Source organism: Thermofilum sp. (assembly GCA_038741495.1).
In the GTDB taxonomy this organism is placed as follows: Archaea; Thermoproteota; Thermoprotei; order Thermofilales; family Thermofilaceae; genus Thermofilum.
Map to the genome: position 1 here is coordinate 367,803 of JAVYKX010000001.1, position 25,104 is coordinate 392,906.

26 protein-coding genes are annotated in these 25,104 nt (G+C 58.7%); 21 read left to right on the forward strand and 5 right to left on the reverse strand.

Annotated features, from left to right (window positions below; genetic code table 11):
* Positions 1-92 precede the first annotated feature (92 nt).
* The 4 genes from QXU72_02175 to QXU72_02190 all read left to right on the forward strand — a co-directional run bounded on the left by QXU72_02175 (position 93) and on the right by QXU72_02190 (position 3,403).
* Entirely contained in the window at positions 93-932 is an 840-nt protein-coding gene (locus QXU72_02175) for a QueT transporter family protein (GenBank protein ID MEM0494057.1), read from the forward strand.
* A gap of 73 nt (positions 933-1,005) precedes the next feature.
* Complete coding sequence (locus QXU72_02180; protein ID MEM0494058.1) at positions 1,006-1,764, forward strand: energy-coupling factor transporter transmembrane component T; 759 nt, start codon at positions 1,006-1,008, stop codon at positions 1,762-1,764.
* Positions 1,749-2,591 carry an ABC transporter ATP-binding protein gene (locus QXU72_02185; GenBank protein ID MEM0494059.1) on the forward strand — a complete coding sequence of 281 codons (843 nt, stop codon included), beginning with the start codon at positions 1,749-1,751 and terminating at the stop codon, positions 2,589-2,591. The genes QXU72_02180 and QXU72_02185 overlap by 16 nt, the downstream gene beginning before the upstream one ends.
* Complete coding sequence (locus QXU72_02190) at positions 2,588-3,403, forward strand: ABC transporter ATP-binding protein (GenBank protein ID MEM0494060.1); 816 nt, start codon at positions 2,588-2,590, stop codon at positions 3,401-3,403. The genes QXU72_02185 and QXU72_02190 overlap by 4 nt, the downstream gene beginning before the upstream one ends.
* Before the next feature lie 99 nt (positions 3,404-3,502).
* Here QXU72_02190 and QXU72_02195 read toward each other — a convergent pair whose 3' ends face one another.
* Entirely contained in the window at positions 3,503-4,789 is a 1,287-nt protein-coding gene (locus QXU72_02195; protein MEM0494061.1) for an MFS transporter, read from the reverse strand.
* Positions 4,786-5,682: an alpha/beta fold hydrolase gene (locus QXU72_02200; GenBank protein ID MEM0494062.1), complete on the reverse strand. Its 897-nt coding sequence runs from the start codon at positions 5,680-5,682 to the stop codon at positions 4,786-4,788. The genes QXU72_02195 and QXU72_02200 overlap by 4 nt, the downstream gene beginning before the upstream one ends.
* A 133-nt stretch (positions 5,683-5,815) precedes the next feature.
* On the opposite strand from QXU72_02200, the gene QXU72_02205 reads away from it, so the two are divergent.
* The 4 genes from QXU72_02205 to QXU72_02220 all read left to right on the forward strand — a co-directional run bounded on the left by QXU72_02205 (position 5,816) and on the right by QXU72_02220 (position 9,630).
* On the forward strand, positions 5,816-6,913 hold the full coding sequence (locus QXU72_02205) for a M42 family metallopeptidase (GenBank protein MEM0494063.1): 1,098 nt from the start codon (positions 5,816-5,818) through the stop codon (positions 6,911-6,913).
* 78 nt (positions 6,914-6,991) lie between these two features.
* The gene (locus QXU72_02210; protein MEM0494064.1) at positions 6,992-7,423 is read left to right on the forward strand and encodes a hypothetical protein; all 432 of its coding nucleotides are present in this window, start codon (positions 6,992-6,994) and stop codon (positions 7,421-7,423) included.
* A 482-nt stretch (positions 7,424-7,905) separates the two neighbouring features.
* A complete protein-coding gene (proC, locus tag QXU72_02215) occupies positions 7,906-8,760 on the forward strand; it encodes a pyrroline-5-carboxylate reductase (GenBank protein ID MEM0494065.1) in 855 nt (284 codons plus the stop codon).
* Between the two features lie 27 nt (positions 8,761-8,787).
* Entirely contained in the window at positions 8,788-9,630 is an 843-nt protein-coding gene (locus QXU72_02220) for a phosphatase PAP2 family protein (GenBank protein ID MEM0494066.1), read from the forward strand.
* On the opposite strand, the gene QXU72_02225 is transcribed toward QXU72_02220, so the two are convergent.
* A complete protein-coding gene (locus QXU72_02225) occupies positions 9,631-10,704 on the reverse strand; it encodes a dipeptide epimerase (protein ID MEM0494067.1) in 1,074 nt (357 codons plus the stop codon).
* Positions 10,705-10,826: 122 nt separating this feature from the next.
* Here QXU72_02225 and QXU72_02230 point away from each other — a divergent pair, with 122 nt between their 5' ends.
* The 8 genes from QXU72_02230 (at position 10,827) to QXU72_02265 (ending at position 16,936) form a co-directional block, all read left to right on the forward strand.
* The gene (locus QXU72_02230; protein ID MEM0494068.1) at positions 10,827-11,759 is read left to right on the forward strand and encodes a hypothetical protein; all 933 of its coding nucleotides are present in this window, start codon (positions 10,827-10,829) and stop codon (positions 11,757-11,759) included.
* Complete coding sequence (locus tag QXU72_02235) at positions 11,740-12,672, forward strand: hypothetical protein (protein ID MEM0494069.1); 933 nt, start codon at positions 11,740-11,742, stop codon at positions 12,670-12,672. Before QXU72_02230 ends, QXU72_02235 begins: the two co-directional genes overlap by 20 nt.
* A gap of 44 nt (positions 12,673-12,716) precedes the next feature.
* A complete protein-coding gene (locus QXU72_02240) occupies positions 12,717-13,448 on the forward strand; it encodes a cyclophilin-like family protein (protein MEM0494070.1) in 732 nt (243 codons plus the stop codon).
* 11 nt (positions 13,449-13,459) lie between these two features.
* On the forward strand, positions 13,460-13,876 hold the full coding sequence (locus tag QXU72_02245; protein ID MEM0494071.1) for a hypothetical protein: 417 nt from the start codon (positions 13,460-13,462) through the stop codon (positions 13,874-13,876).
* A gap of 22 nt (positions 13,877-13,898) precedes the next feature.
* Positions 13,899-14,777: a hypothetical protein gene (locus QXU72_02250; GenBank protein MEM0494072.1), complete on the forward strand. Its 879-nt coding sequence runs from the start codon at positions 13,899-13,901 to the stop codon at positions 14,775-14,777.
* A 31-nt stretch (positions 14,778-14,808) separates the two neighbouring features.
* A complete protein-coding gene (locus tag QXU72_02255) occupies positions 14,809-15,534 on the forward strand; it encodes a radical SAM protein (GenBank protein ID MEM0494073.1) in 726 nt (241 codons plus the stop codon).
* 48 nt (positions 15,535-15,582) lie between these two features.
* A complete protein-coding gene (locus tag QXU72_02260; GenBank protein ID MEM0494074.1) occupies positions 15,583-15,816 on the forward strand; it encodes a hypothetical protein in 234 nt (77 codons plus the stop codon).
* Positions 15,817-15,889: 73 nt separating this feature from the next.
* Complete coding sequence (locus QXU72_02265) at positions 15,890-16,936, forward strand: asparagine synthetase A (protein ID MEM0494075.1); 1,047 nt, start codon at positions 15,890-15,892, stop codon at positions 16,934-16,936.
* A 30-nt stretch (positions 16,937-16,966) separates the two neighbouring features.
* Here the strand turns inward: QXU72_02265 and QXU72_02270 are convergent, their stop codons facing one another.
* The gene (locus QXU72_02270; GenBank protein MEM0494076.1) at positions 16,967-18,259 is read right to left on the reverse strand and encodes an MFS transporter; all 1,293 of its coding nucleotides are present in this window, start codon (positions 18,257-18,259) and stop codon (positions 16,967-16,969) included.
* Positions 18,260-18,398: 139 nt separating this feature from the next.
* Here QXU72_02270 and QXU72_02275 point away from each other — a divergent pair, with 139 nt between their 5' ends.
* The 4 genes from QXU72_02275 to QXU72_02290 all read left to right on the forward strand — a co-directional run bounded on the left by QXU72_02275 (position 18,399) and on the right by QXU72_02290 (position 22,668).
* A complete protein-coding gene (locus tag QXU72_02275; protein MEM0494077.1) occupies positions 18,399-19,229 on the forward strand; it encodes a sugar phosphate nucleotidyltransferase in 831 nt (276 codons plus the stop codon).
* 67 nt (positions 19,230-19,296) lie between these two features.
* Complete coding sequence (locus QXU72_02280) at positions 19,297-20,622, forward strand: hypothetical protein (protein ID MEM0494078.1); 1,326 nt, start codon at positions 19,297-19,299, stop codon at positions 20,620-20,622.
* Between the two features lie 50 nt (positions 20,623-20,672).
* Positions 20,673-21,287 (forward strand): hypothetical protein, encoded by a 615-nt coding sequence (locus tag QXU72_02285; protein MEM0494079.1) that lies wholly within the window; start codon positions 20,673-20,675, stop codon positions 21,285-21,287.
* Positions 21,288-21,291: 4 nt separating this feature from the next.
* Positions 21,292-22,668, forward strand: coding sequence for a glycosyltransferase family 2 protein (locus tag QXU72_02290; GenBank protein MEM0494080.1), 1,377 nt, complete (start codon positions 21,292-21,294; stop codon positions 22,666-22,668).
* On the opposite strand, the gene sppA is transcribed toward QXU72_02290, so the two are convergent.
* Positions 22,660-23,580: a signal peptide peptidase SppA gene (sppA, locus tag QXU72_02295; GenBank protein ID MEM0494081.1), complete on the reverse strand. Its 921-nt coding sequence runs from the start codon at positions 23,578-23,580 to the stop codon at positions 22,660-22,662. The genes QXU72_02290 and sppA overlap by 9 nt on opposite strands.
* Before the next feature lie 62 nt (positions 23,581-23,642).
* Here sppA and QXU72_02300 point away from each other — a divergent pair, with 62 nt between their 5' ends.
* Complete coding sequence (locus QXU72_02300; GenBank protein ID MEM0494082.1) at positions 23,643-25,055, forward strand: dihydrolipoyl dehydrogenase; 1,413 nt, start codon at positions 23,643-23,645, stop codon at positions 25,053-25,055.
* The last annotated feature ends 49 nt before the right edge of the window (positions 25,056-25,104 follow it).

The window sequence follows — 25,104 nt, forward strand, 5'->3', positions numbered from 1 at the left end:
GGATCAAGCACTTGTAACTATTTCAACAAAATGCAGTTTTCCCGGAAGGTATCGAGAGAAATATTTATAAGTAGATTGCTATCGTGAAACATGTGGTGCAGCAGAGAGCGCTGGGAATTATAGCCATAGCAGCAGGGCTCCTGGTAACGGCTCTCATCATCTATGCCTTCTACGAGGCCTACCGAGCAAGGCCCGATAGCCCCTTCAGCGAGTTCATAATCTCTAAAGCCTTCCTCGGCTCGCACCCGATAGTTTACGCCATTGGCGCCATCGTGTGGATTATAGGGACGCTGATCTTCATCGTGGAGCTTGCGGGCTACACACCCACGCTACGAGGTCTGAGGAAGAGCGGTATGGGCGTAGCGAGCTGGAGCGTTATCGACACCGCGCTGACCGCGCTCAGTGCCGCCGTCTACGGAGCTCTCCTGGCGGCTACAGCCCCGCTGGTAATCTTCCCCGGCTTCACCTGGCTTAGGCCCGCGAACTCTCTAGCACCCCTCTTCGGCATGTTTTTCGGCATCCCCGGCTGCTTCGGAGTAGCTCTGGGCAACCTCATCGCCGACATCGTCGGGGGATTCTTCGGCGTTGGCTCGATAGGCGGCTTCGTAGGCAACTTCCTCATAGCTTACCTCCCCTACAAATTCGTGAGAGACCATACCTTCTCGACGTCCGCATCGGTTGGAGAGTTCTACCTGTGGGGAGTGCTAGTCCAGGCTATTGTTAGCGCCCTCTACATCTGCTGGTGGCTGGACGTGATGCAGAACGTTGTCGGGCTACCTATCTTCGTGACGTGGGGGATCATCGCCCCCTCGATACTTTCCAACAACATTGTTGTCAACGCGACTCTCTCGCCGATCTTGGGCCGCGTCCTCTACCCGCTAATCAAAGGCCGCGGGCTCTACTGGAGAGACCGCGTCAGGCCCCTCGCCTAAGCTTCGCCCTTTTGAAATGAGTTTTTTACCGCTCGTATAGTTTTGTGGGGGGCGGCGTCCCGTGCTCTCCGGAATGTACGTTGAAAGAAAGTCTCTCTTTCACTCCCTCGACCCTAGGGTGAAGCTCGCCTGGACACTCCTCGTCCTATTTTCTTCGATTGCCGCGCAGCATAACGGCTTGAAAAGCCTCCCTATCTTCATCTCGACAGTAGCCTCGCTGTCCCTCTCAGGCATCGGCGCGGGGCTGGCAGCGCTTCTAATCTTCAACGCCTCAGTATTCCTCCTCGTAACCACGCTGATCTGGGCCGGAATGTACGCATCGCAAGGCGTGCCGCTCATCACTCTCGGCTTTCTCAGGCTGACGGACGTGGGTCTGCTGGTAGCGCTAGGCAAGTTCTTTCTCATAATAAACCCGGTTATCGCCTTCATCGTTTTCTTCTCAACTACGCGACCATACCAGATATCCTGGGCTCTGGAGAGGTTGGGCGTTCCCTCGAAAGTCGCTCTCTCATTCGTCATCGCGCTGAGCCTCCTCCCCTCCGTTGTGAGAGCAGTGAGAGACGTCATCGACGTTCAGAGGTTGAGGGGGCTCAGCCTGGATAGGGGCGGCGTGCTGGAGAGGCTGCGAAAGCACGTTCCGATAATAGTCCCGGTAATCTCCCGCCTTCTGAGCGACGTGTGGGATCTGAGCATGGTTCTCGCTTCAAGGTACGCTGGGGTAGCCGCTAGAAGGACCTACGTGTTCGAGCCGCGCTGGTCGGCGAGAGACCTCGCTTTCCTGGCAGTTTCTCTCACCTTCTATGGGGGTGTGATTCTATGGGCTCTGCTGTGACCGTTAAAGGTTTGAGCGCGAGGTACGTGGGCTCAGAGGCTTGGGCGCTGAGGGGGGTTAACTTAGAGGTCAGAGAGGGGGAGATGCTGGTTCTCATGGGGCCCTCGGGCTGCGGTAAGAGTACTCTCCTCAAAGTTCTGGCGGGCCTCATGCCCTGGGTAGTCCCGGGAACCGTTGAAGGCGAGGTTCGCGTGGCGGGTGTTGACGTGCTGGCCGCAGGGTACAGGGCTCTGGCGGGGCGCGTGGGGATTGTCTACCAGAACCCAGAGGTGCAGGTGATCACCAGGTCGGTCTTCGAGGAGCTGGCTATGGCTCCCGAGAACCTCGGCCTGCCGAAGAAGGAGGTTGAGGAGAGGGTGATGGACGTTGCCCGCGCGCTGGGCCTCGAAAACTACCTGTGGAGGGACCCGCAGACGCTCTCTGGAGGGGAGAAGCAGCTGGTAGCTATCGCAAGCGTGCTCACCATGAGGCCGAGAGTTCTTCTACTCGACGAGCCGACTTCAATGCTGGATCACGCTGGAACGAGAATGGTGCTGGATCTCGTCACGCGGCTCAAGGAAGAGCAGAGGTTAACGATCATAGCGGCAGAGCACAGAGTGGAGTGGGCGGTCGACGTGGCTGACAGAGTTGCTGTTATGAGCGAGGGGTCGATTATGCTCGACGGGAGCCCTGAGGAGGTCTTCAGCAGAGTTGAGGAGGTGCAGCGGTACGGGGTAAGGCCTCCCGGAGTGAGCGAAGTCGCTTACCACCTGAGGGGGATGGGTGTGCTTGCTAGAATACCGGTCAGGCTGAAGGACTTTGAAGAGGTTCTGGGTGGGCTGGCGTGATCGTCTTCGAGGATGTGAGCTTCCAGTACCCGAGAGGCCCTCTAGCGGTGAGGGATGTCTCGCTGAAGATCGAGAGGGGGGAGTTCGTCGGGATAATAGGGCACAGCGGTGCGGGAAAGACCACGCTAGCTAAGCTCGCTGTCGGCCTGCTGAAGCCCACGAGGGGGCGCGTCCTAGTCGACGGTGCCGACACGGCTGTCACGCCGGTCTCCGATCTTGCCCGCAGGGTCGGCTACGTTTACCAGAACCCGGACATGATGCTTTTCGCTTCGTCGATACTCGAGGAGGTGGGCTTTGCACTCAGGAACTTCGGCTTCCCCGAGAGCGAGGTCGAGGAGAGGGTTCGCGATGCGCTGCGCGCCGTGGACTTGAATAAGCCGCTCACAGCCTCTCCGCACGCGCTGAGCTTCGGGGAGAAGCACAGGCTAGCGATTGCCTGCGTGCTGGCTACGGAGCCCGAATACATTATTCTCGATGAGCCCACCACGGGCTTGGACTACGCCAGGTGCTTAACTCTATTCAACGTTCTACGCTCTCTCAACGAGAAGGGGAAGACCGTGATCGTGATTACCCACGACCTGGACCTGCTGGCGCGCTACTCCACTAGGGTGCTCGTCCTCGAGAGAGGGATGTTGGTGCGCGACGGTCCCGCTTCAGAGGTGCTGGGAGACACCGCTTTTCTCGAGTCGAGGGGCTTCATACCGACGCACCTCCTCCGACTCGCCAGCTCCTTGAAGTGTAGCGTTCTAACTCCAGAAGCCATCGCCAAGGAGGTTTACGAGCGCATGCTGAGATCTAAGGCTACCGGCTAGTGCCTCCAGCAACAAGGAGGGTACTGCTTTCTCTACTTTGCTCCGCTTAGAATTCTAAGCGAAGAGAGAAAACGCTCACGTTTCTGGAAGCTCAGGGCTCTAGAGCTTCTCCTTCGGGTAAGTCTTGACGAGCACAGCCCAGCAGATGGCCGCGAAGATCCATAGGGAGACGATCATCGAAGCGGAGTAAGTCATCGCTTGCACGCTGTCTCCTACGATTCTCGACACAAGGCCTAGAGTGACCGCGTAGGCGGAGGGGCCGAGGGTCCACCCCAGGTTGTTCAGGACTCCGTAGACGGCGAAAACCTTACCTCTATGCTCCGGCGGCACGACGTCGCTCATTACGGTGCTTATGTTCGGGTACGCGAAGGTGGTGAACATCATTCCTCCCACCGCTATCAGCGCCGGCGGCAGCAGGTTCTCGAGGTTTTCGCGCCCGTAGGGGTAGGGGTACAGGAGCATCGTGAGCATGAAGAGGTACCCTACTATGACGCCTACAAGGGAGATCTTCGCTCTCCAGCTGATCTCGCCTTTACCAGCCATCTTGTCGCTCAGGCTTCCTCCCACTACGTGGCCCGCCGCGATGCTGGCCGTGGCGAGCGCGAGAACCAGAGAGGCCGTCTCCCTGCTCACTCCCCACTTCGCGACGAGGTAGTCGACAGACCAGTAGCTCAGCATACCCCAGGGGATCGTCCACGGGATGATCATGAGCAGTATCAGGAGCACGCTCCTCTTCTTCAGGCTGGGGAGCGCGTCCTTCAGGGAGGAGCCCCCCGCTGCGCTCTCCCTCTTCTCGGAGTACCCGATCGTGACCCCTTTCGAAAGCATGAAGAGGGTGGTGGTGAACAGTAGAGTCATCGCTCCAGCTAGCGCGTAGGCGGGCCTCCAGTGCAGGAGAATGCCGGCGACTATCAAGCCCAGTATCATCGCGACGACGCTTGAAGCGTAGTAGGCTGCGTAACCCTTCCCCCTGCTCTCGCTCGGAACAGCGTCGGAGATGAACGCGTAGATCGCCGGGCCTATGCCCACGAAGCCTACGCCGAAGAGCACGAAGAATGAGAGAAGCTGGAAGTAGCTGGTAGCAGCCGAGACCAGGAGCAGCCCTGCACCCATCATGAGGCCAGCTGCAAAGATGACTGGGCGCCGGCCGAACCTGTCCGCGAAGTACCCGAGTATCAGGGAGGAGGCTAGCCCAACACCTTGGAGCACTGTGCCTATCAAGCCCGCGTAGAAGCGCCACTCGACCTCGGTCGCTCCGGGTATGAGCCCTTCCTCGCGGAGAGTTCTGATGATCGGGTTGAGCATGTAGAAGCCCATCGAGTAGAAGAGCACGAGGAGCATCAGCGACAAGATTATCGGTACGGCAGATCTCCCACCACCGCTCACTGCAACCACCTGCTGAAGAACGATACTACTCTCTTCTCGTACTCGCTCGTGTAGTCCTTTATCGCCGCGACGTGTCTGGCATCGTTGACCCAGATTTCAGCGTTGGGGTTCACGCCCCTGAGAAGCTGGTAGAACTTCTCTACCTCCTCCAGGGGAACTAGCTCGTCGTTCCTCCCAGCGATGATCAGGAGCGGTTTCTTGATCTTCTGCGCGTAGTTGTACATAACCAGGTTCTCAGGGTTCACGCCAGTCTTCCTAGCAGTTAAGCGCACCACGAGCGGGTAGGAGGCGAGGAGGAGGTAGCGGAGCGGCGCCTTTACCAGCTTGATCCAGTTCCTTCCGGAGCTTCTGATGTCGATGTAGGGGCTGTCCGCTACACCGGCTCTAAGGCGCGGCTCCGCACTCAGCGCCATGAGAGTTATCGCACCGCCCATCGAGTAGCCTATGATCCCCAGCTTCCCTCCCAGCCCTCGCGACTCCAGCCAGTCTACGATCGCGGATATGTCCCTCACCTCACGGTACCCGAGAGTCGTGTAGGCTCCCTCGCTGGCTCCGTGAGCCCTCATGTCGAAGACGGCGACGTTGAAGCCGTTGCGCGCGAGTATGTCGAGCACCATTCTCATGTAGTCGCTCCAGCGCGAGGACGTGTAGCCGTGAACGGCGATAACCGTCCGGTCGGAGCCCCGCTTCACCAGCCAGCCTCGGAGAACTAAACCGTCCTCTGTCTTGACTTCGACATCCTCGTAGTCGTACCCTAGGTCCTTCGGGGTCCACTTCTCGGTGTGGCGCGGAGGTTTTGCTAAACGCCTGGAAGCGCTCGCCGAGAGGATGACCAGCAGGAGGATCAGTAGCGCGGCTATTGCCGCTACTACTGTGAAAATGAGCTGCATCATACAGCGAGGATTATTAAGAAATTATTATAAATTTTATTCCGAGCCCATTGGACAAACGCTAAACGCTGTAGCTGAGCCTGTCCCGCGGGGTAGGCGAGAAAGCTTAATTTTGAACCTCTTGCTCTCCCGCTAGATGATAGAGTACAAAGTTGACGACTTGAGGCTTGAAGTGTTGAGAGAGATCGTAGAGGTTCCTGCGCCTTCAGGTTTCGAGGAGCCTGTTCTCAACCTCATTAAGGAGCGTTATGGCAGGTTTGCACACGAGGTGAAGCGCGACAACCTGGGCTCTCTTGTTCTAGTGCGCCGCGGCAAGTCGGAGAAACCCAAAGTGCTCGTCGCCGGCCACGTGGACGAGGTCGGCTTCGTGGTCACAGGTATCACCAGCGAGGGGTACGTTAACTTCACGCCTTTAGGCGGCTGGTTCGACCAGGTTCTTCTCGCGCAGAGAGTTGTTATACGGACGAAGAACGGCTTAGTGCCCGGGGTTATCGCGAGCAAGCCACCCCACCTGCTCACCCCCGAGGAGAGGCAGAAGGTCGTCCAGATCAGCCAGATGTTCATCGACGTGGGGGCATCGAGCAAGGAGGAGGTGGAGAAGCTTGGCGTGAGGATCGGCGACCCGATCGCGCCGTGGTCTCCCTTCACGCGGACAGCTTTCGCTGACAGAGTGATGGCCAAGGCGTTCGACGACAGGATTGGAGCTTTCATCGCCATGGAGGTTCTGAGGCTTCTCGCCGAGAGCGGTATCGAGCACCCGAACACGTACTACGCTGCTGCCACCGTCCAGGAGGAGGTCGGGCTCCGCGGCGCGGAGACCGTGGGGTGGGTGGTGGACCACGATATTGCTATCGTTACGGAAGTGGACATAGCGGGCGACGTCCCCGGCATTAAGCCTCACGAGGCGCCTGCTAAGCTCGGCAAGGGGCCTTCCATCGTCGTCTACGACAGGTCAATGATCCCCAACCAGAAGCTGAAAGATTTCGTCATCCAGGTCGCCGAGGAGGCTAAGATCCCCTACCAGCTCTCAGCTGTGACAGGGGGGACGGACGCCGGGAGGCTGCACCTCTACCGCGGCGGCCGGCCGAGCATCGTGATCGGCGTGCCCACTAGGCACATACATAGCCACGTGAGCGTTCTCAGCTTATCTGACGTGGAGAACGCCGTGAAGCTCGTAGTGGAGCTGGTAAAGAGGCTCGATGAGGAAACTGTGCGCAGTTTCACCAGTGTATGAAGCTGCTGCCGCTCTGAGGTTGATTTATACACAGCACTATTAATTTATGTCCAGCTCGCTTATAACGGCTGAGGAGCTGTGCGCCTGGAAGCCTCCGCCGTAGAGGAGATCATTCGACGTGGCGTAAAACCGCTGCACGCTTTCGTAGCTCTCATGCTGGCAGCGCTCAGAGAGTTCGGCGTCATAAACTTCGGAGTAGTCCACGAGGTCACTAAGCAGGCGGGTGAGAAGATGGCCTTGATCTACGGGAGAGGCAGCAGCCCCTCAGAGTCTCTGGAGAAAGCGGCCAGCTTGCTGGAGGTCGGTCAGTTCGAAGTAGTGCCTAACCAGGATAATGTGCTCTTCATGCTGAAGTCGAACACGTGCAGAGTTTGCCCGAAAGGTGTAGGCGGGTTAGAGCTTCCGGGAAAGCTGTGCCCCTTGGTCGGGCTTCTAGCAGGTTTCTCGGGGATGAAGGCCGAGGAAGCGAGAAAGGAAGGCAGCTACTGCGTTATAGAGTTCAAAGCCTAGCTCAGCCTTCCCGCTTCTTCCACACTTGAAGTACGCTCTCGTCAACTCACCCGCCTCTCCCTTTACGCGCCTACTGGCGAGCTCGCCGGCTGAGACCGCACCGGGTTCTCCTGCAAGGTCGCTCAGAGGAGCGGCGGAGGCGGCGCCCGGAGCCGGAGACCGCTACGTCATCTGGATTCACGACCACGTTCAAGTAGCTACCTTTAGCGGTTCTCCAGAACTACCCTGATCCGCCACGCCCCAGCTTCTCGCCTAGAGCACAGCCTCTCGCCTGAAAGACCTCCGTCTAAAAATCGAGAGAGGTTGCCGAAGGCGCCGGAGCCGCTAAACCAGGGCGTCGGTACAGCGCCTTATTCCAAGCAGTTAAGCCGGGAGAGCAGAGGAGCACGGTGGCTAGAAATTCATATGTCAGCTGTACATCACTGTATTTTTTCTTACACACCTGCGGCTACGTTTAAAAACCGATAAGCTGCTAGCGCGGCGTGGAAACAGTAGTCGCTGTGCTCGGCGCCGGGAAGATCGGGAAGGCTTTCATCTCGGCTGTTCTGCGCAGCGCTTGGGGCAAAGTTATCGCAACTGCGCGGAGCGAAAACTCGCTGGCCGAGGCTGCCAGGCTCGGGGCTCTGGCCACGAGGGACAACAGGGAAGCTGTTAAGAAAGCGGGGATCGTGGTGCTCTCGGTGAAGCCGTTCCACTTCCCGCAGCTGCTGCGGGAGGTTGGTGGAGACGTTTGGGAGGGGAAGCTCGTTGTCTCCGTGATGGCCGGCGTGAAGCTGAGCACTCTGGCTAGCGTGCTCGAGGGCGCGGAGGTTTACCGCGCTATGCCTAACCTCAACGCTTACGTGGGCTTATCGTCGACAGCTGTCGCCTGCAACGGTAGGTGTGAGCGCGCGCAGCTGGTCGAGCAGTTTCTCGGCTTGCTGGGCAGGGTGTACTGGGTCCCTGAAGAATACCTCGACGTGTGGACCGGGCTGGCTGGCAGCGGGCCGGCCTTCATTTCCGAGATTGTGGATGCGCTCGCCATGGGGGCTGTGGCCGCGGGGCTGAGCAGAGAGCTCGCCTACATGGCTGTGCTCGACGTGCTGGAGGGTACCGCTCAGCTTCTCAGGAGCCGGGTAGGCGTTCACCCGGCTCAGCTCAGGGACGAGGTGGCGACTCCCGCCGGGACCACTATCCGCGGGCTCATGGTGCTGGAGTCGGAGGGGGTGAAAGCCGCTTTGATGAAAGTCGTTGAGGAGGCAGCGAGAAGGTCGCGGGTGATAGGGCTGGAGGTCGATGAGAAAGTTCAGTCGGAGCTCGAGAAAGTGTTCCTCTACGGGGCTCGGAAAAGGAAATAAAGGAGGGCTCGCGCAGGAGCAGGCTTGATGAAGGCGGTGAAGCTGAGCCGGCTCGCTTACACCCTCGCCGCGCTTCTCCTCGTATCACCCCTCCTGGCTCAAGCGGTAGGCTTCGGAGACAAGTACTGGGAGATTATCACTGATCTCGGCGACGAGCCTGCATACGTCGCGCTAGCAACAATCCTGTACGTGGGTATCTCGAGAGAGCTTGGCGCGGTAGCTCTCCTCTCGCTGATCACTTCAGCATGGGTGAATGTCTACCTGAAGAACCTGTTCGCGCTGCCCCGCCCTCCGAGGGAGCTGTGGAAGGTAGAGGCAAGCGGCTACGGCTTTCCGAGCGGCCACGCTCAAACCTCTTCCGCTTTCTGGGTTTCCGTGGGGTTCATGCTCCGCAGCATTCCCGTGCTCGTCCTAGGAGCAGCTATCGTCGCACTCGTAGCAGCTTCACGGGTTGCTCTCGGCGTCCACTACGTGCACGACGTGGTGGGCGGAGCCGTGCTCGGCTCACTCATCGCGTGGCTCACGGCCACCGCTCTCAGGCGCAGAGAGCTGGATGGTACGCGGCCGGCAGCCGCGCTCGCAGCTTACGGCTTCGCAATCCCCCTGCTCTACTTAATCTACCCTGACCCCACTTTCGTCAAGATGGGAGGCGTGGCTCTCGGCTTCTCAGCGTACCCTCTAGCTAGGCGCCACCTGAGCCACAACGCCTCCGCGCTCATCCGCCTAGCGGTCACCGCCTTGGTTCTCGTGGCTGCTTTCGCGCTAACCCGCTTCTTCGACAAGCAGGTGCCCGTCCTCCAGTTCGCTGGCTACGCGCTGACGACCCTCCTAATAGTGCTGTCCCCAGCATTGTACAAGCTGCGCAGGTAGCTAGAGGATCCTGGTGAGCCTATCCCACCGGAAGCTGAAGCGGCCTAGGCCCGGCTCCTCCGGCGTTTTTCTCACACCTTTATCGATCGAAGCTCCACCGGTGACGAGGCTCTCCGCTACCAGTAGGTCGCAGTCGAGGTCGTAGTACTTAACGTTCCTGATGGCTTGTGAGAAGTGGACCGCCGCCGTCATACCCACGCGGGACTCTCCGAAGCACCCGATCATGTTCTCGACCCCAGCTGCCTCGCAGATGCTAGCGATCCTAACCGCCCCGAGGATGCCCTGCGACTTCATCAGCTTGATGTTCACGATATCTGCGGCTTCCGCGCGGATAACGGTGAGGGCGTCCTCTGGAGTTTTCACAGTCTCGTCGAGCGCTATCGGCAAGGGGCTCTCAGCCCGTATTTCCGCTAAGCCCTCGAGGTCATCCCACCTCGTCGGCTGCTCAACCAGCTCCACTTCGTAAGACGCTATCCTGTCTATCGTTCTCAGCGCTTGCTCGACGCTCCACCCCTGGTTCGCGTCCACCCGGATTCTAACTCCCTCGCCGACAGCATCCCGCACAGCTTTCACGCGCTCGATATCCTTCTCCGGATCCTCGCCGAGCTTCAGCTTCAGGATGCGGAAGCCTCTCTCCACGTACCTTGCAGCGCGCTCAGCCATCTCGCCGGGCTCCATGATGCCTATTGTGATGTCTGTCTCCACCTCGTCCCTGTAGCCTCCCAGGACCCTCCAGAGGGGCTTCCCGAGGCTCTTAGCGTAAAGGTCTAAGAGAGCCATGTCGACCGCCGCCTTAACTGAGGAAGTTGCTTCTAGGCTGCTGACGAACTCGTAGATCCTCTCGAGGCTCGAGTAGTCGCTCTCGGCAATTAGGCGCGCGGCTCTGCGAAGTGACTCGACGCTATCCTCGAGCGTCTCGCCCAAAACGTTCCTCGAAGGGCAGGCCTCGCCCCATCCCTCGAGCTCGCCGTCCAGGAGGCGTATGAGGATGGTTCTGCTCTCTAGGGAGACGCCTGTAGCGATCCTGAAAGGCTCTAGAAGAGGTACCCGGTGGATGTATGCCTCGATCTTCACGAAGGGTTCTGCGAAAAGCCGGGGAAAAAGCCTTTTGCCTTTAACTCTAAATGTAGTACGCCGGGAGTACGCGCTAGAGGAAAAGGATACTGTGAATACCACTGCTAACCGGTAGGCGAGCGATGGAGCCCGTTAAAGCGGTGGTGGAGGGCGTTGCCCTACCCCTCCTCGACGCGACGCCGAGGAAGCTTAGGGAGCCGGCTAGAGCCATGCTGGCGCTAGTCCTAGCGCGCTGCGGAGCCGAGTACAGGCACCTGCTGTCTGGTGTCAGAAACACGTACCTTCTCGCCAGCTTGTACGCCGAGCTGCCAACGTACTTCCCTGACACGTGGGAGGAGTACTCGCGCGCCGCGCTAGTGCGCCTAGCAGAGCTCAGCTTAAACCGCAGGTGCGTAGTGCTGTCAAAACTAGCTGAGACTGCCGCAAGAACGGGGTCGACGCCCCACGTCTTCCTCTCAGCTGCTCTGAGGGGATCGAACCTATGCAGCAGAAGCGCTAGAGCGAGGCTAGCGCTTGCCCTGGCCGAGTGCGGCCAGCCGGAGAAAGCTCTCTCCCTGGTGAGGGGCCAGCCAGCCCTCGTGGTGGAGCTGCTTCTCCGAGCCCCTGGTGACGGGACGCTGCTAGAAGCTGCGCGCAAGGCAGTCTCCAGGGTTCGCGACTCGCGTAGGCGCCTCGTTCTGGTTTCCAGGCTACTCGTGGGAGGCTTCAGCCTGAGCTACGAGCCAGAGGTCGTCGCCGAGAGCCTAGCTGCCGCTCTTTCACGGGACGGCGACCCGAGCAGCGTCTACTTGTCCCTAGTGATCGCCAGGAACCTTGCTGAAGCCGGGATGCAGCAGTACGCCTGGGAGAAGGTTTCACAGATTCTGGAGAACTCTCCACCGCTGTCCTGGCTACCCCTCGATCTGGCTGAGCTGTACCTGGTGAACGCCTACCACTACCTGGGCCTAACCAGGGCCGTGGAGCTAGCTGACACTGCCGGCGAGAATAAAGGCTTTCTGCTCGCCTCGCTGCTGGACTACATCACGGCAGGCTGGGGTGGTCCGCACGCCGGTTAGGCTTTCCCGAAGGAAAGCTTTCCTGCTAGCAGTCGTAATCGCTATTACTGCGGGAGCCTTAACTCTAGCGTACTTCTACCCGAAGATCGTGAAAGCTGAAGCTCCCTCGCTTGAGAGCAAATTCCGGGATCTCTACTCGCGAAACGCGGAGTTTAGGCTTGCAGTCGACGAGCTCAGGAGGCTCGCGCTAGACCCGAGCGTGCCCTACGACGAGAACAGAGCGTTCACCCTCTTCAACTCTATTCTAAAGGGTTTGGGGCTGCCCGAGGTCGATAGGCTTCACTTCAGGTACGGGAAATCTGTCAAAGCGAGAGCGGAGAAGGTTCCGGAGCCGGTGGCTTGCCGTCTCCCGGATGACTTGAACCTGGTGATCGTTCAGCCGAAACTGGACGTCAGCGCTGGTAACCACCTCGAGAAGGTTTACGCGTGCGAGTACCAGCTCGGCTCCAAGAGAGTCGTGGAGGTCACTCTTGTCTTCAAGAATGAGAAGAGGCCCGACCGCTCTCTCGAGGACGTGTGGTACGAGGTTTGGCGCCTGGTAGCGTGGGGCCGTTCGCGGGACGTGGAAACCTTCTTCCTAGTTTACGAGGGTGGTAAGGCCTACGTGGACTTCTCCGGGCTGGCCCTGATCCTCAAGGACACGTCCGGCTTAAGGTTCATCAGCAGCATCGGCAGCGGCGGGAAAGGGTACTTTGAGTCGGCTCACGAGACGGAAAGGTGGGAGCTGAGCAGTGCGAGAATCGTAGTGTACGTCAACACCTACAACCACGCGCTAGGGGTTAAGGACAACAACCCGGGCATGGAGAAGGTAGTTTACGAGGTAGCGCCGCGCGATGTGGTGGTTGGGAGGAGGATCGACGCCGAGAACGAGTACTCCGACCTCAAGTACGCGGGCGAAATAGTCAGCGTCTAGCTGGTGCGCCAAAGGGTTTAAAAGAAGCTTCAGCGTTCTCTTCCGTGTACCTGAGAATAACGTTCGGCGAGAGGCTCGAGATTCCAGCTTTCATCGAGAACCCCCAGTTTCACGAGCCCATCAGGCGCGCGCTGCCCGCGAGCTCGCAAGCCAGGGTCTGGAAGGAGGAGGTTTACTTCCCCACGGAGATCAGCCTGAGCGGCCCCATGGTCACTCGGGTTCCCGAGGGTTCTCTAGCCTACTGGCCCCCGGAGAAAGCTCTCTGCCTCTTCAGCTGGGCTAGCCAGCCTTACGGGCCGGTGCTCAAGCTGGGGTGGTTTCTCGGCCCGAAGCAGAATATCTTCGACGTCGAGGAGGGTGACGGGGTTAGAGTTGATGAGCTTAAGCGCGAGGGGTACAGCGAGCGCTTGTGGAGCATCGCTGACCAGCTCCAGCGCGGGGGCTTCCTGGCGGCGCCGAGGAGCTGGGAGGGCGTCGAGAGCGTGGTGGGCGCTTACGTAAAGCATGAAGTTAGGGTTGGGTTCGAGGTCATGGTGGAGGACTTCGGCTTCGTGATCGAGTCAGACCCCCTCTACCTGAGGGACTTCTCGGTCGTGGACGAGTCTCTGAGGCGCGCCCTGCAGTGGGCTAAGGTTGTGAGGAGCAGAGTCGACGTGAGCGAGGACGGTTTCGTCGTGCTCTCAGAGTTCGCCGCCACTCCAGCGGAGCTCGTGGACGCTGCTAGCCAGCTAGTGCAAGACTACGTCAAGGTGCTGGACATCATACGCTTAAAGTAGGGCTGGGAGGCGTGAAGAAAGTCCTCTGGGCTCTAGACTTCCCTCCCTCGAGGCAGCTGAGAGACATGCTGGCAGGCGCCCTAGGCGATGATGTTGTCCTCGTGGGTGTGGGCCCCCTCCGGAAAGCGGAGGAAGTGCTTGAGGCTATGAGGGATGTCGGCGCGGACGAAGTCGTGGTAGCGATCGACGACCCCTGCGAGGTCTCCAAGATGCTCGACGCAGGAGTGGAGCCGCTGATAGCTTTAGTCGAGGAAGTTTCGGCAGCAAGAGACCGAGAGGAATGCCTCCCTAAGGGGGAGGGCGAGGTCGTGATCGAGGAGGAGGAAGGCTGCAGAGTGGTCAGGGTCAGCGAGTTCGCCAGGATCACGGACGTAATGTTCCAGCTGTCCGAGCCCAAGGAGAAGCACGAACACGAGCACGAGAGCTAAGGGTGGCCTGGGGATAGCCGGTGTGCTCAGGCTTCCGTCACGTGGAATCGACCTGGAGCTCACCCTGAAACCCTCCTTCATCCTCGCTCTCTTCGAGAAGGAAGAGGGAAGCTACAAGAAGATTGCTGGGCGCTCGCTGGGCTGCCGGATCTGGCAGAAGAGGGGAGAGATCTTCTCCACGTGCCCCGCCGAGGAAGTCGAGTACTACACCGGGCTATGGTTCCTGGAGGTGAAGGCTGCTGAGAGCCCGCACAGGAGGTTCTCGCAGCTGGTCGACAACCTGATTGAAGTCTACGCTGGCTTAAGCCTAGCCGTCGACATCTACGACCCGCTCTACATCTTCATAGCTGTCTTCCTCTCCCAGAACACCAGCTACCGTACCAACGTGCTCCGCTGGACTCGAGAACTTTGGAGAACTGCTCGGGACCCTGCCACTGCTGCCGAAGCTGCTCCAGGAGTCGGGGGCAGCTTCCAGCTCAAGAGGCTTCCGGAAGTGTTCCGCTGTGTTGCTGGGGAGTGGCCTAGAGACCCCTACCAGCTTAGGAGGTTTCTCGTTAGCTGCAAGTACGTGGGCCCGAAAACCGCCGATGCGACGCTGCTCTTCGCTAGAGCCGAGTCCTCAGCAGCGCCCGTGGATAGGCACTTTCTCAACATGGTGTCCAGGCTCTCCCTCTTTCCGGGAGCTGGCCCACCAGTGCCTGCTTACTGCAAGAGGTTCCCCTGCTTCGATTGCCCGAAGCGCGGCTCCTGTATCCGGTGGCTTGCCTCCAAGTACTTTGGGCGCTTAGCAGGCTGGGTGCAAACAGCTTTTTACATTCATGACGCGGAGATGTGCTCGCGGAGCATGTGCCGGGAATGCGCGCTCAAAGACTTCTGCGAGGTGGGTAAGCCTGGAGAGTGAGGGCTACGACCCGCTTCTCCTATCGGAGGTAGTGAGGGAGCGTGTCGCGCGCGGTAGCGCGAGGAAGTACTACAGGTTCCGCGGCGGCAGATGGTACGGGGGTATAGCTACAGCAGACTGCGTCGGCTGTAACTTACGCTGCGTTTTCTGCTGGGGGTCGCACGCTAGAGATAACTTCGCCAGCGTGGGCGTGTTCCTCGAACCAGAGGAAGTCTACGCTAGGCTGGCGCGGATAGCTGAGAAGAGGGGCTACGACTTGGTCAGGATCTCTGGAAACGAGCCCACTCTAGCGTGGCAGCACCTTCTGAGAGTCTTAGAGCTCTTCGAGGAAGACGGGCGCTTCCGCTTCGTGCTCGAGACCAACGGGATCACCTTGGGGGCTGATAGGGGGAAAGCGCGCGACCTCTCAAAGTTCTCCTGTGTTCACGTGCGAGTCTCCTTGAAGGGAGCTAGCGAGGAGGAGTTTCACCTGCTGACCGGGGCACGGCCCGAGTTCTACGCTGTGCAGCTTAACGCGCTGAGGAACCTCCTCGACTACGGTGTTTCCTGCCACCCCGCTGTCATGCTCTCCTTCTCTGCGCCGGATTCTGCGGATCGCCTAAAGGAGCGCCTCGCCGCGATAGACCCTGTGCTAGTCAGAGAGTTTGAGGAAGAGTACGTCTTCCTCTACCGGCACGTGGTGGAGCAGCTGCGGAGAGCTGGGCTCAAGCCTCGCGTCGCCTACGCTCCGGATAGTATCCCGCCCGAGCTGGTCTAGTAATCGAGAAAAAGCAGTGTGGCTAGTTCTACATCTAGGTGAGGGCTGGTGACGGTCGACGAGAAGGATCCCTTAATCGAAGCAGTCCTAGCTGTTCTGCGTCTTAATCCGAGGTTTTCGAAAATCGAGGAGAAGAACGTGAAAAAGATACTTAGAAAGCTCGAGAAGAGCGACCTAACGTACATGGCGAACACTTTCGACGCCTTCAGGGAGTTTCTCGAGAAAAATTGTACCGATATATTCAAGAAAGACGTGGGAAAAAGTTCCGAAAATGCTGTTTAGCTTCCGCGAGATAGTCTAATGTTTTCCGCTAGTTTCTAGAAGGAGTTTTATCTGGCTGTGCCCAGAGCATCCTGTGAGAAAAGGCTGCTTCCACCCGAGTCTTCTCGAGCTGGAGGAAGCGGTTTCAAAGCCCAGCTTCGTACAGGAGCTCGAGTCCAAACTTTCAAAGTACTGGAGGCTCCTGCACAGCAGCGAAAAGCTACAGCTGGTTCTACGCGTGCAGGCAGCCCTGCTGAGGGCGATGCGGGACTTCCTGGACTCGGAAGGCTTCGTAGAAGTTCTCCCACCCATCATAGGTCCCGTCACAGACCCCGGCATTCGGGGGGCGAAGCAAGTAGTAATCGACTACTACGGGAGGCAGTACAAGTTGATGAGCAGCGCGATCCTGTACAAGCAGATGCTGGCTAGCTCGCTGGGGAAGATATACTTCGCCAGCCCGAACGTCCGCCTGGAGGATCCTTCGTCCGTCTACACGGGTAGGCACCTGGTCGAGTTCGTGCAGCTGGATCTAGAGATCGCGGAGGCTTCGTATCGCGAAGCAATGCGCGTAGCTGAGAGCCTGCTGAAGCACGTGGTGGAGGACGTGCTGGACAGGTTCGGGGCACACCTGGAGAAGCTTGGGAGGCAGCTCACCGTTCCGAGGACCCCGTTCAGGAGGTACACGTACACGGAGGTTGTCGAAATGCTGCGGAGGTACGGAGTGGAGCAGGATCCCTACGCGGAGATAAGCTGGGAGAACGAGGAGCTATTCTCCTCCCTTCACGACAACCCGTTCTTCGTGACAGAGTACCCTATCACCGCGAGAGGCTTCTACGACAGGGAGGATCCCTCGAGACCCGGAGTGCTCCTCGACTTCGACCTCCTGTATCCTGAGGGCTTTGGAGAGGCTGCGAGCGGCGCGGAGAGGGAGTACGAGTACGAGAAGGTTTTGAGGAGACTTATCCGCAGCGGCGAGGACCCCTCCAAGTATGGTTGGTACCTGGAGATGCTCAAAGACGGTATCAAGCCCTCTGCGGGGTTCGGCATAGGGGTTGAGAGGCTCACCAGGTACGTGTGCGGGCTGCCGCACATCTACGAGGCGCGCCCCTACCCGAAGCTTGCCGGCATAACTTCTCCTTAGTCTGCAAGAGAAGGGGGAAAGATAACCTGCCTAGCTTTCTCTTTTTAGGAACGGGTCGATGTTGGTTCTCTTCAGGATAGCCAGCGCGCAGGTCGCGAAAGCGGCAGCAACGAAACCCCAGAGCAGTAGGCCTGCCGTGTAGCCCCCGTCGGGCACTTCGGGGAGGCTCATGAGGAAGCCTGTGACGGCGTACGCTATAGACTCGAAGATGTTTATGGGGATGCCCTCCAGGCCGGTGAAGAGACCGGCTCTGCTCTCACCTCTCTGCGTCTCGTACCAGTGGGCCAGGTCTGCCACTACAGCATAGGGGAAGAGGACGTAGGCTGAGACTGCTATCGCTCCTACAGCGACTATCAGGTACCCTAAAGCTATCCTGAGAGCTCCGCTCACAAAGTGCGGAAGCGGTACGAGCATGAACACGAGGATCAGCAGGAGGATCGCTCGCGAGAGAGCGTACCCCTTCCCCCTCTGCTTCGCCACCCTGCCCCAGAGCGGGAACGCGCCCGCGACGAACAGCACTAGGACTAGACCGAAGGAAGCCGCGGCGAGCGAGTGCTCTACGCCTATAACTTTCTCGATGTAGGCGATCACCGTAACCACGAGCATGTGCTGGGCAGCCGACATGAAGCCTCTGACCCCCAACCACTTCACGTACTCCCTGTACTTCACCACCTCCTTGAAGTCCTTGAGCACGTTGAGCCTAACCTCGGTTCTCCTCTCGACGGGGATTAAAATTACGGGAGGTGTGAAGAGAGCGATGAGAACCAAGCTGTATGCTCCGATCAGCGGCATGAAGAAGCCCATCGCGACAAGCATCTTCGCGAGGAAGCCGGTCACTGTGCTGACAACGTTCCCGAATATGTTCGCGAGATTCTGGACCATCGAGATATCTACTCTCTCCGCCGGCTCGCTGATCTCGGCCAGCCAGGCCTGGTACGGCGTTAGAAGCCAAGCGTAGAAGAAGTGGAAGAGCGCGCTCGTTGCTACTCCCCACAGCAGTATTAGCGTGTACTCCCCTGCCGGGAGAAAGTATATCGGCGTGAAGTGCAGGAAGCCTGAGAGAGCTAGCGCTGGAGCACCTGTGGCGATGAAAGGTTTCCTCTTCCCCCACCTCGTCCAAATGCTGTCGCTCAGATACCCTACCACTATGCTGGCCAGTATGATCGTCATCTTGCCTGCTACGCCGATGAGCCCCGCGTCGACTGGCCTAAGCTGGAAAACCTGCCAGTAGATGTAGAAGCTCGCGAAATCGTATAGCCCCATGAAGATCGTCGAGCCGAAGCGGGCGAAACCGTACCCCCAGCGCTGCAGCCTCGTTAACACGTTTATAGGTGTGCGCCGAAAACAAAATTAATTTTTTTATTTCAGCATGCAGACCTGATGGGAAGCCCCACGGTGCTTCGCGGCTTCCACGGGAAAAAAGAAAAACGTAACCTTTTAGGGAGTATAATCTGGTGGTTAGGTGAGAGCGGGGAAAGCCGTCCTTTTAGCAGCGGGGCTAGGTACGCGCCTAGTGCCCTTCTCTAAGGAGATCCCGAAGGAGATGCTTCCGATCCCCCTTCGCGAAGGCGATCACACGTACCCTAAACCCATCATCCAGGTAGTTTACGAGCAGTTGTACGACGCGGGGGTGAGGAACTTCTGCCTTGTCGTAGGGCGCGGGAAGAGGGCTATCGAGGACCACTTCACGCCGGACTGGGGTTTCGTGGAGTACCTTGAGAGAAACGGTAAGCACGTGCAAGCTCAAGCGCTGAAGAAGTTTTACGAGAAGATTGAGAGCTCGTTCATCGCGTGGGTCAACCAGCCTATCCCTAAGGGAACTGCCCACGCAGTCCTCATGGCGAAGGGCTTCGTCGGCGACGACTACTTCGTAGCCGCAGCTGCGGACAACGTCTTCGTGGGTGAAAACGTGTTCGCAGCAGCTCTCGAGGTTCACGAGCGCTTCTCGAAACCTGTAGTAACCGCGAAGAGAGTCGACGACCCTAAGCGCTACGGGATTGTGGTGGGCGAGCCCCTCGGTGGCCCCCTCTACCGAGTCAGGGAGATCATTGAGAAGCCGGAGAGGCCCCCCTCCAACCTGGCTAACGCGTCCCTCTACATCCTCCCGCCAGAGATCTTCCGCGCCATTGAAAGGACAACTACAAGCAAGCGGGGAGAGATCGAGCTGCCCGACGCGATAAAGCTGCTCATAGATGAGGGCTTCGAGTTTATCGCCTACGAGGCTCAGGCGGAGTGGATAGATGTGGGCAGCTGGGAGTCCTACACTAGGGCAGTGATGCTGATGCTGAAGTAGAGCTCCCGTGCGGCGCGCTCCGCGCGGAGAGCTGAAAATATCTAGAAGCTGAAGGTTCTGCGGAGATGTGTCCACTAGGTCTTCCAGGGCTGGGGAAATCCTCCTAGTGCTCGAGGCCGCTTTCGGCGGCTTCTACGTTTCGATAGCTCGCGCACTCTTCGTGCCGATGCTGACCTACAGTGGCTACCCGCTCGAGCTTCTCTCGATGGTGATCCTGCCGACGGGATTTGCCGGAGCTGTTCTGTCGCTCTACATATACCGCCACAGCGGTTTCGTGTCCTCGAAGTTCAAGCCTCTCCTGTTCACCTCCCACATCGGTGAGCGCCTGCTCTGGGTCCTGCCGCCTTTCCTCTTAGCCTCACCGGCCGCAGAGTCCATCGTGTACATGCTCGGCAACCTAGCAGCCCTTACCACGGGCCTCCTGCTGAGTGCGCTGATCTTCCTGTACTTCCCCGAGAGGGATGTGGTCAGGGTGGCTGTGAGCCGCTCAGCTTCAGGAGCTGCGGCTTCGCTTCTGGGCTCGCTGTACATGACTTACCTTCCGACCGTGATGCCGGCTCCCGACGTCTACTACGTGCTTTACCTTTCAGCGTTTGCAGCCGGTGTCATAAGCTCCATCTCTCTGGCACTGGTTCCCAATATCCCCTCAAGCATCCCGGAGCCTGGAGGTGCTCTCCCGGAGGAGGTTGCCGTGAAGAGCGGTAACGCTTTCCTCGTGCTTATGCTGATGACCGCTGGAGGAAACTTAGTCGGCATTGCGTGGAGCCCCCTGCTAAAGGCCCTAAACGCCCCCCTCTACATCCCGTTGGCCTTATCCTTGGCGGGGAACCTCGGAGCTCTCCTAGGCTCTTATGCCTGGAGAGGGTACAGATCCTACCTGGCTGCGATGCTGGTAAATTCTCTCTTCACAGCACTCGTACCCTTCTTCAGCCAGCCTGAAGCACACCCGCTCCTATCCTTCGCGATGTCCGCTACATTCATGGGCGCGAACCTCCTCGGAATGCAGCTCTTCGCGCAGCTCAGCGGTAGAATGGGCAGGGTTAAAGCCTCGGTTTTCCAGACTTCCTCCAACTACGTGGGTTTACTGCTCGCAGCTTCTCTCTCCACTCTGCTCCCGATGAGCCCTCAGGCAGCCTTGCTGGCTGCAGCCCTTATCAAGCTTTTAGGAGTGGTCGTGGCGGCTATCGCGATACCGGAGACCGCTATCGTGAAGGGTAGGAGGGTCTACGAGTACAGCAGGCTGGTGTACTCGACCAGCCTCTACGGTTTCACCTTCACGGTTCAGGCTTCTAGAGAGTTCCTGAAGACCATGCTGGAGATGCTGGCGACAGTGGCTCTAATCGTCCTAATATACGTGGTTCATCGGCTCAGCACTTTCCTGGCCGGAGCTTAGACAGCACTTTAAGAGCGAGCAAAATAAAGCGCTGTTACCGTCAGGGGTTGGTGCGCATGTACCCAGACCTGGTGAGTCTGCTCTTAGGTCTCCTGTCCGAGATCGCTGCCCTCCTCCCGAAGGTTCTGCTGGGCGTCGGAGCCTTCTTCCTGGCGTTCTTCGTGGTAAGGCTGCTGCACAGAGCGGTTAAGGTTCTCGTCGCGGCCGGGGGTATCGAGGATAAGCTCCGCGAAATAATACCTGGCGGGATGAAGATCCCACTGGCCTCGCTTATCTCCTTTATCCTCGGTGCGATGATCCTCGTCTCGGTAGCTTCTCTAGTCATCAGGCTTTTCATCCCCGAGTACACAGCTGCCTACAGGTCATTCGTCGACCTGCTCGCTAGGCTGGGCAGCGTCGCCGCCCTCACGCTCATCTCGGTAGTGGTGGTGGATACCTTCGCGAAGTCGATGGGTCTTGAGAGGAAGACCGAGAGGTTCTTCACGATGCTGCTCTCTCTGCTTATCGTCATGCTGGCTATCGACCTCGCAGCTCTAAGCCCCGAGGTGAAGCAGGCTCTGACCTTCGGCCTTGCGATCGGCGTCGGCTTGCTGATAGGTGCCTTCGCGCTCTGGGCTTTCTTCGGCGACTACATAGAGAAAGTTCTCGCGAGGCATACCGGGTGAAGCTATGCTGAGTGAGCTGCTCATCTTGCTGTTCTTCGCACCCATACTGCTCACCACCGCCTACTACCTAGTCATCTTCGCGGCTGCTGCGAGGAGGAAGGCCGCACCGGGAGACAGCGGGAGCGCAGGTGGCAGCTGCACCTTGGAGCTGCTGATCCCCGTAAAGAGCGAGCCGGTGAACATAGTCTCCAGGACCGTGCACCACGCGCTTTCAGCGCTAGGGAGAAGCTGCGCGCGAAGCATCACCGTGCTTTCGGACGACGATCCTCCGGCAGCGGAGGAGTTGAAGAAGGCGGCTAGCGACCCCCGGGTCAGGGTTCTCCGCAGGGATGAGCCGCGGGGAGGTCGCACCGGAGCGCTCGACGAGTATTTCCTCCACCATGCGAAGTCGGAGTACGTGCTCGTGCTCGACGCGGACGCGATCATCGGCGAGAAAGCTCTCGAAGAGGTTTGCCGCCGTGCTGACGGCTGCACAACGCTAATTCTACCCTGGAGGGCTTACTACGAGGAGAGAACGAGGGTTGCGGAGACGATGAAGTTCATCACGGATATGGGCACGATAGTCCTCTACCTGATGAGGAGCAGGGCAGGCTTCTTCGCTTTTCCCCTAGGCTCGGGCACGGCTTTCCCCACCAAGGTGATTCGCGAGGTAGGCGGATGGGGTCCCGGTATCGTGCAGGATGATATTCACATCGGTGTTAAGCTAGCACTGGCCGGCTACACCACTAAGGTTATCGAAAGCGCCTCGCTAGGCATCCTCGTACCTTCCAAGTTTCAGTCGCTGAAGAAGCAGCAGCGCAGGTGGGCCTACGGTACCAGCGAAGTCCTATCCAGGAGCCTCCTCCCGCTGCTCAGAGCAAAAAGAATGCCTTTCTGGAAGCGTATAGAGATGATCATGTACATGTCGCAGCCGCTGCAGACCGTCCCGCTCTTCTCAGCTTTCATCCTGGCACCTGTAGTGGCTGCTCTAGAGCCGGGTGTTCCCCTCAGGTTCGTGCTCCCCGAAGTCCTCGGCTTATCTCTCGCTACAGCTTTCCTAGTAGCCATCTACGTTTACCTCTTCAGGAAGCTCTCAGGAGTATCTGCCAAGGCTGGTGAGGTGCTCGCCAACATCGGCAGGTTCGCAGCCATACTGACTGTCCTCTCGCCTATCCTCTCGGTTAGCGCTCTGAGGGGGCTGGCCAGGGCGGGAATGCCTTTCGAAGTGACCCCGAAAGGCGAGAAGGAGAAAGCTCTTCGTGGGGATAGCCTGCCTATGGTGGAAGCTCTCTACGCGTCGGCGAGCGCATCCTTATCTCTAGCTCTAGGCAACGCGGCAGCGACCCTAGTCTCACTTGCACTTCTGGCAGCAGCCCTCTACGCTCTGGCTAGACTAAGGTAGCACGACCGCCTCAGGTGGAGGCCACATCGCGAGGATGAGGAGGCGCGGCACCGTGATGCTTCTAGCGCTGCTCGCTCCTCGCAGAAGTAGATCAAGGAGCGTCAGGGGACGGGGCTTTAGCTCAACCACCGGCGCGTCTGGCGGCAAGCCGGCGAGCTCGCGCGCCCTTCTGAGGGCTTCCTCGTAGTCTGCTACACCGTCTACCAGCCCCACGGCCACCGCTTCCTTTGGGGCGAAAGGCCGCCCTGTGAACACCTCGGGGTCCACGCTACCCCTGTACGCGACTACCTTTTCCTTGAACAGCTGGAAGTACTCGTCTACTATGCCCTCCATGACTTTCACTTCCTCCTCGCTCATCTCGCGGTAGAGCGAGCCGATGTCTTTCATAGAGCCCGACTTGATCGTGTACACCGTCACCCCGAGCTTGCCGAGCAGCTGCTCAGCCACGAGAACGGTTGTGTAAACTCCCACAGAGCCCACCAGGCTCGCGGGGCTAGCGTATATCCTCTTCGCGGGGAGCGCTGCGAGGTACGCGCCGCTGGTCATGAGGTTTCTCGCGTACGCTACGACGGTTTTCCTCTCTGAGAGCTCGCGAACCGCCTCGAAAAGGTCGTAGGAAGCGGCTACTGTCCCACCCGGGCTGTCGAAAACCAGGATGACGGCCCCGGCCATCGGGTCGTCCCGAGCCTGCCTGATGAGCCTTATGTACTCTTCTACACCTACCGTCGCTCCCAGGAGAGCTGTGGAGGAGTAGTCGAGCGCTCCAGTAACCCTTATCTCGGCAACGTAAAGCGCTGAAACCGGTCTAGGCGTGCGGGCGATGAAGAGAGCGATACCCACCGCGACGCTGAGTAGGATGAGGATTAGGGGTAGCTTTCTCCAGAGCTTCTGACCCAGGCTGGGTACCTGCATAGTAAGAAAGTTCTCGGCGGCGGCTTTATTACTTTCCTCTCCGGCTGGGCTTTCGGCCCCGAATGGTTAAGCATTACGACGTGATAGCTTTCGGCACCGGCTCGGCGATGAACATAGTTTCAGCTCTGCTCGAGGAGGGGTCGAGGAAGAAGGTAGCGGTTATCGAGAACAGCATGGTGGGCGGTATCTGCCTCACCAGAGGCTGCATACCTTCGAAGATGCTCCTCGAGGTGGCGAGGAACATCAGGAGGATAAGGGAGGCTGGAAAGTTCGGCATCAAGGTTACGCTCGAGCCCGTAGACTTCACCTGGACTATGGAGAGAGTGTGGCGCCGGATCTCGGAGGAGAGCAGGATGATCGAGCGGTCGCTCGAGCGGCACCCTCTCATCGACCTCTACAAGGTCACAGGGGCTTTCATCGGCGACTACACGGTGGACGTGGGCGGGAAGGAGATAGAGGGGGATACTGTGCTGCTCTGCCTGGGGTCGAGGCCCGCCATCCCAAAAGTGCCGGGAATAGAGGAGGTCAAGTACTACACGTCGGATACCTTCTTCCGCGAATTGAGGAAGCTGCCTCGGCGGACTGTCGTCGTGGGCGGGGGCTTCGTCGGCCTGGAGCTCGGCTTCTTCCTCGCTATGATGGGGAGCCAGGTGACGGTCCTCCAGAGGAGGGACAGGATTCTGCCTGAGGAGGAGCCTGAAATCTCGGAGTTCTTGAGGCAGGACCTCTCACGCTACATGGATATACGGGTAAACCACGAGGTAGTCGAGTTCAGGAAGAGCGGCGAGCGCCAAGTCGTTGTCGCCGAGAACAAGCTGACCGGTGAGAACGTCGAGTTCGATGCAGACCTGATCCTCATAGCTAGCGGTAGAGCGTCCAACAGCGACATCACGCGAGTCGAGAAAACAGGGGTGAGGGTCGACCCGAAAGGCTGGATCATGGTAGACGAGTATTTGAGAACGACGAAGGAGGGGATATGGGCTTTCGGCGACGCGACAGGCAAGCTGATGTTCAAGCACAAAGCTAACTACGAGAGCATCATCGTCTACAGGAACGCTTTCCTCGGCGAGCAGGTCAAGGCCGACTACCACGCGGTTCCTCATGCAGTGTTCACCGAACCTGAAGTCGCGAGCGTAGGGATGAAGGAGGAGGAAGCGGTGAAGAAGCACGATATCCTCGTAGGCATAGCCGCCTACGGAGAGACGGCTAAGGGGGAGGCGATGATGGCGGAAGACTACTTCGTGAAAGTGATTCTAGAGCGGGAGAGCCTGAGAATACTGGGCGCCCACATCATAGGACCCGAGGCGTCAATCCTTATCCAGGAAATCGTAAACTTAATGTACTCTCACGGCACTGCCGAGCCGATCTACCGCGGAATGCACATCCATCCAGCTCTCTCGGAAGTTGTCGAGAGAGCGTTCTACCACCTGCACGAACCGGAGGATTGGAAAAGGCACATTCATCATGCGCACTAACTTTTCTTTGGAAATATTTTAGAAAGCTGTTAAGGTAAAAAAGTGGTAT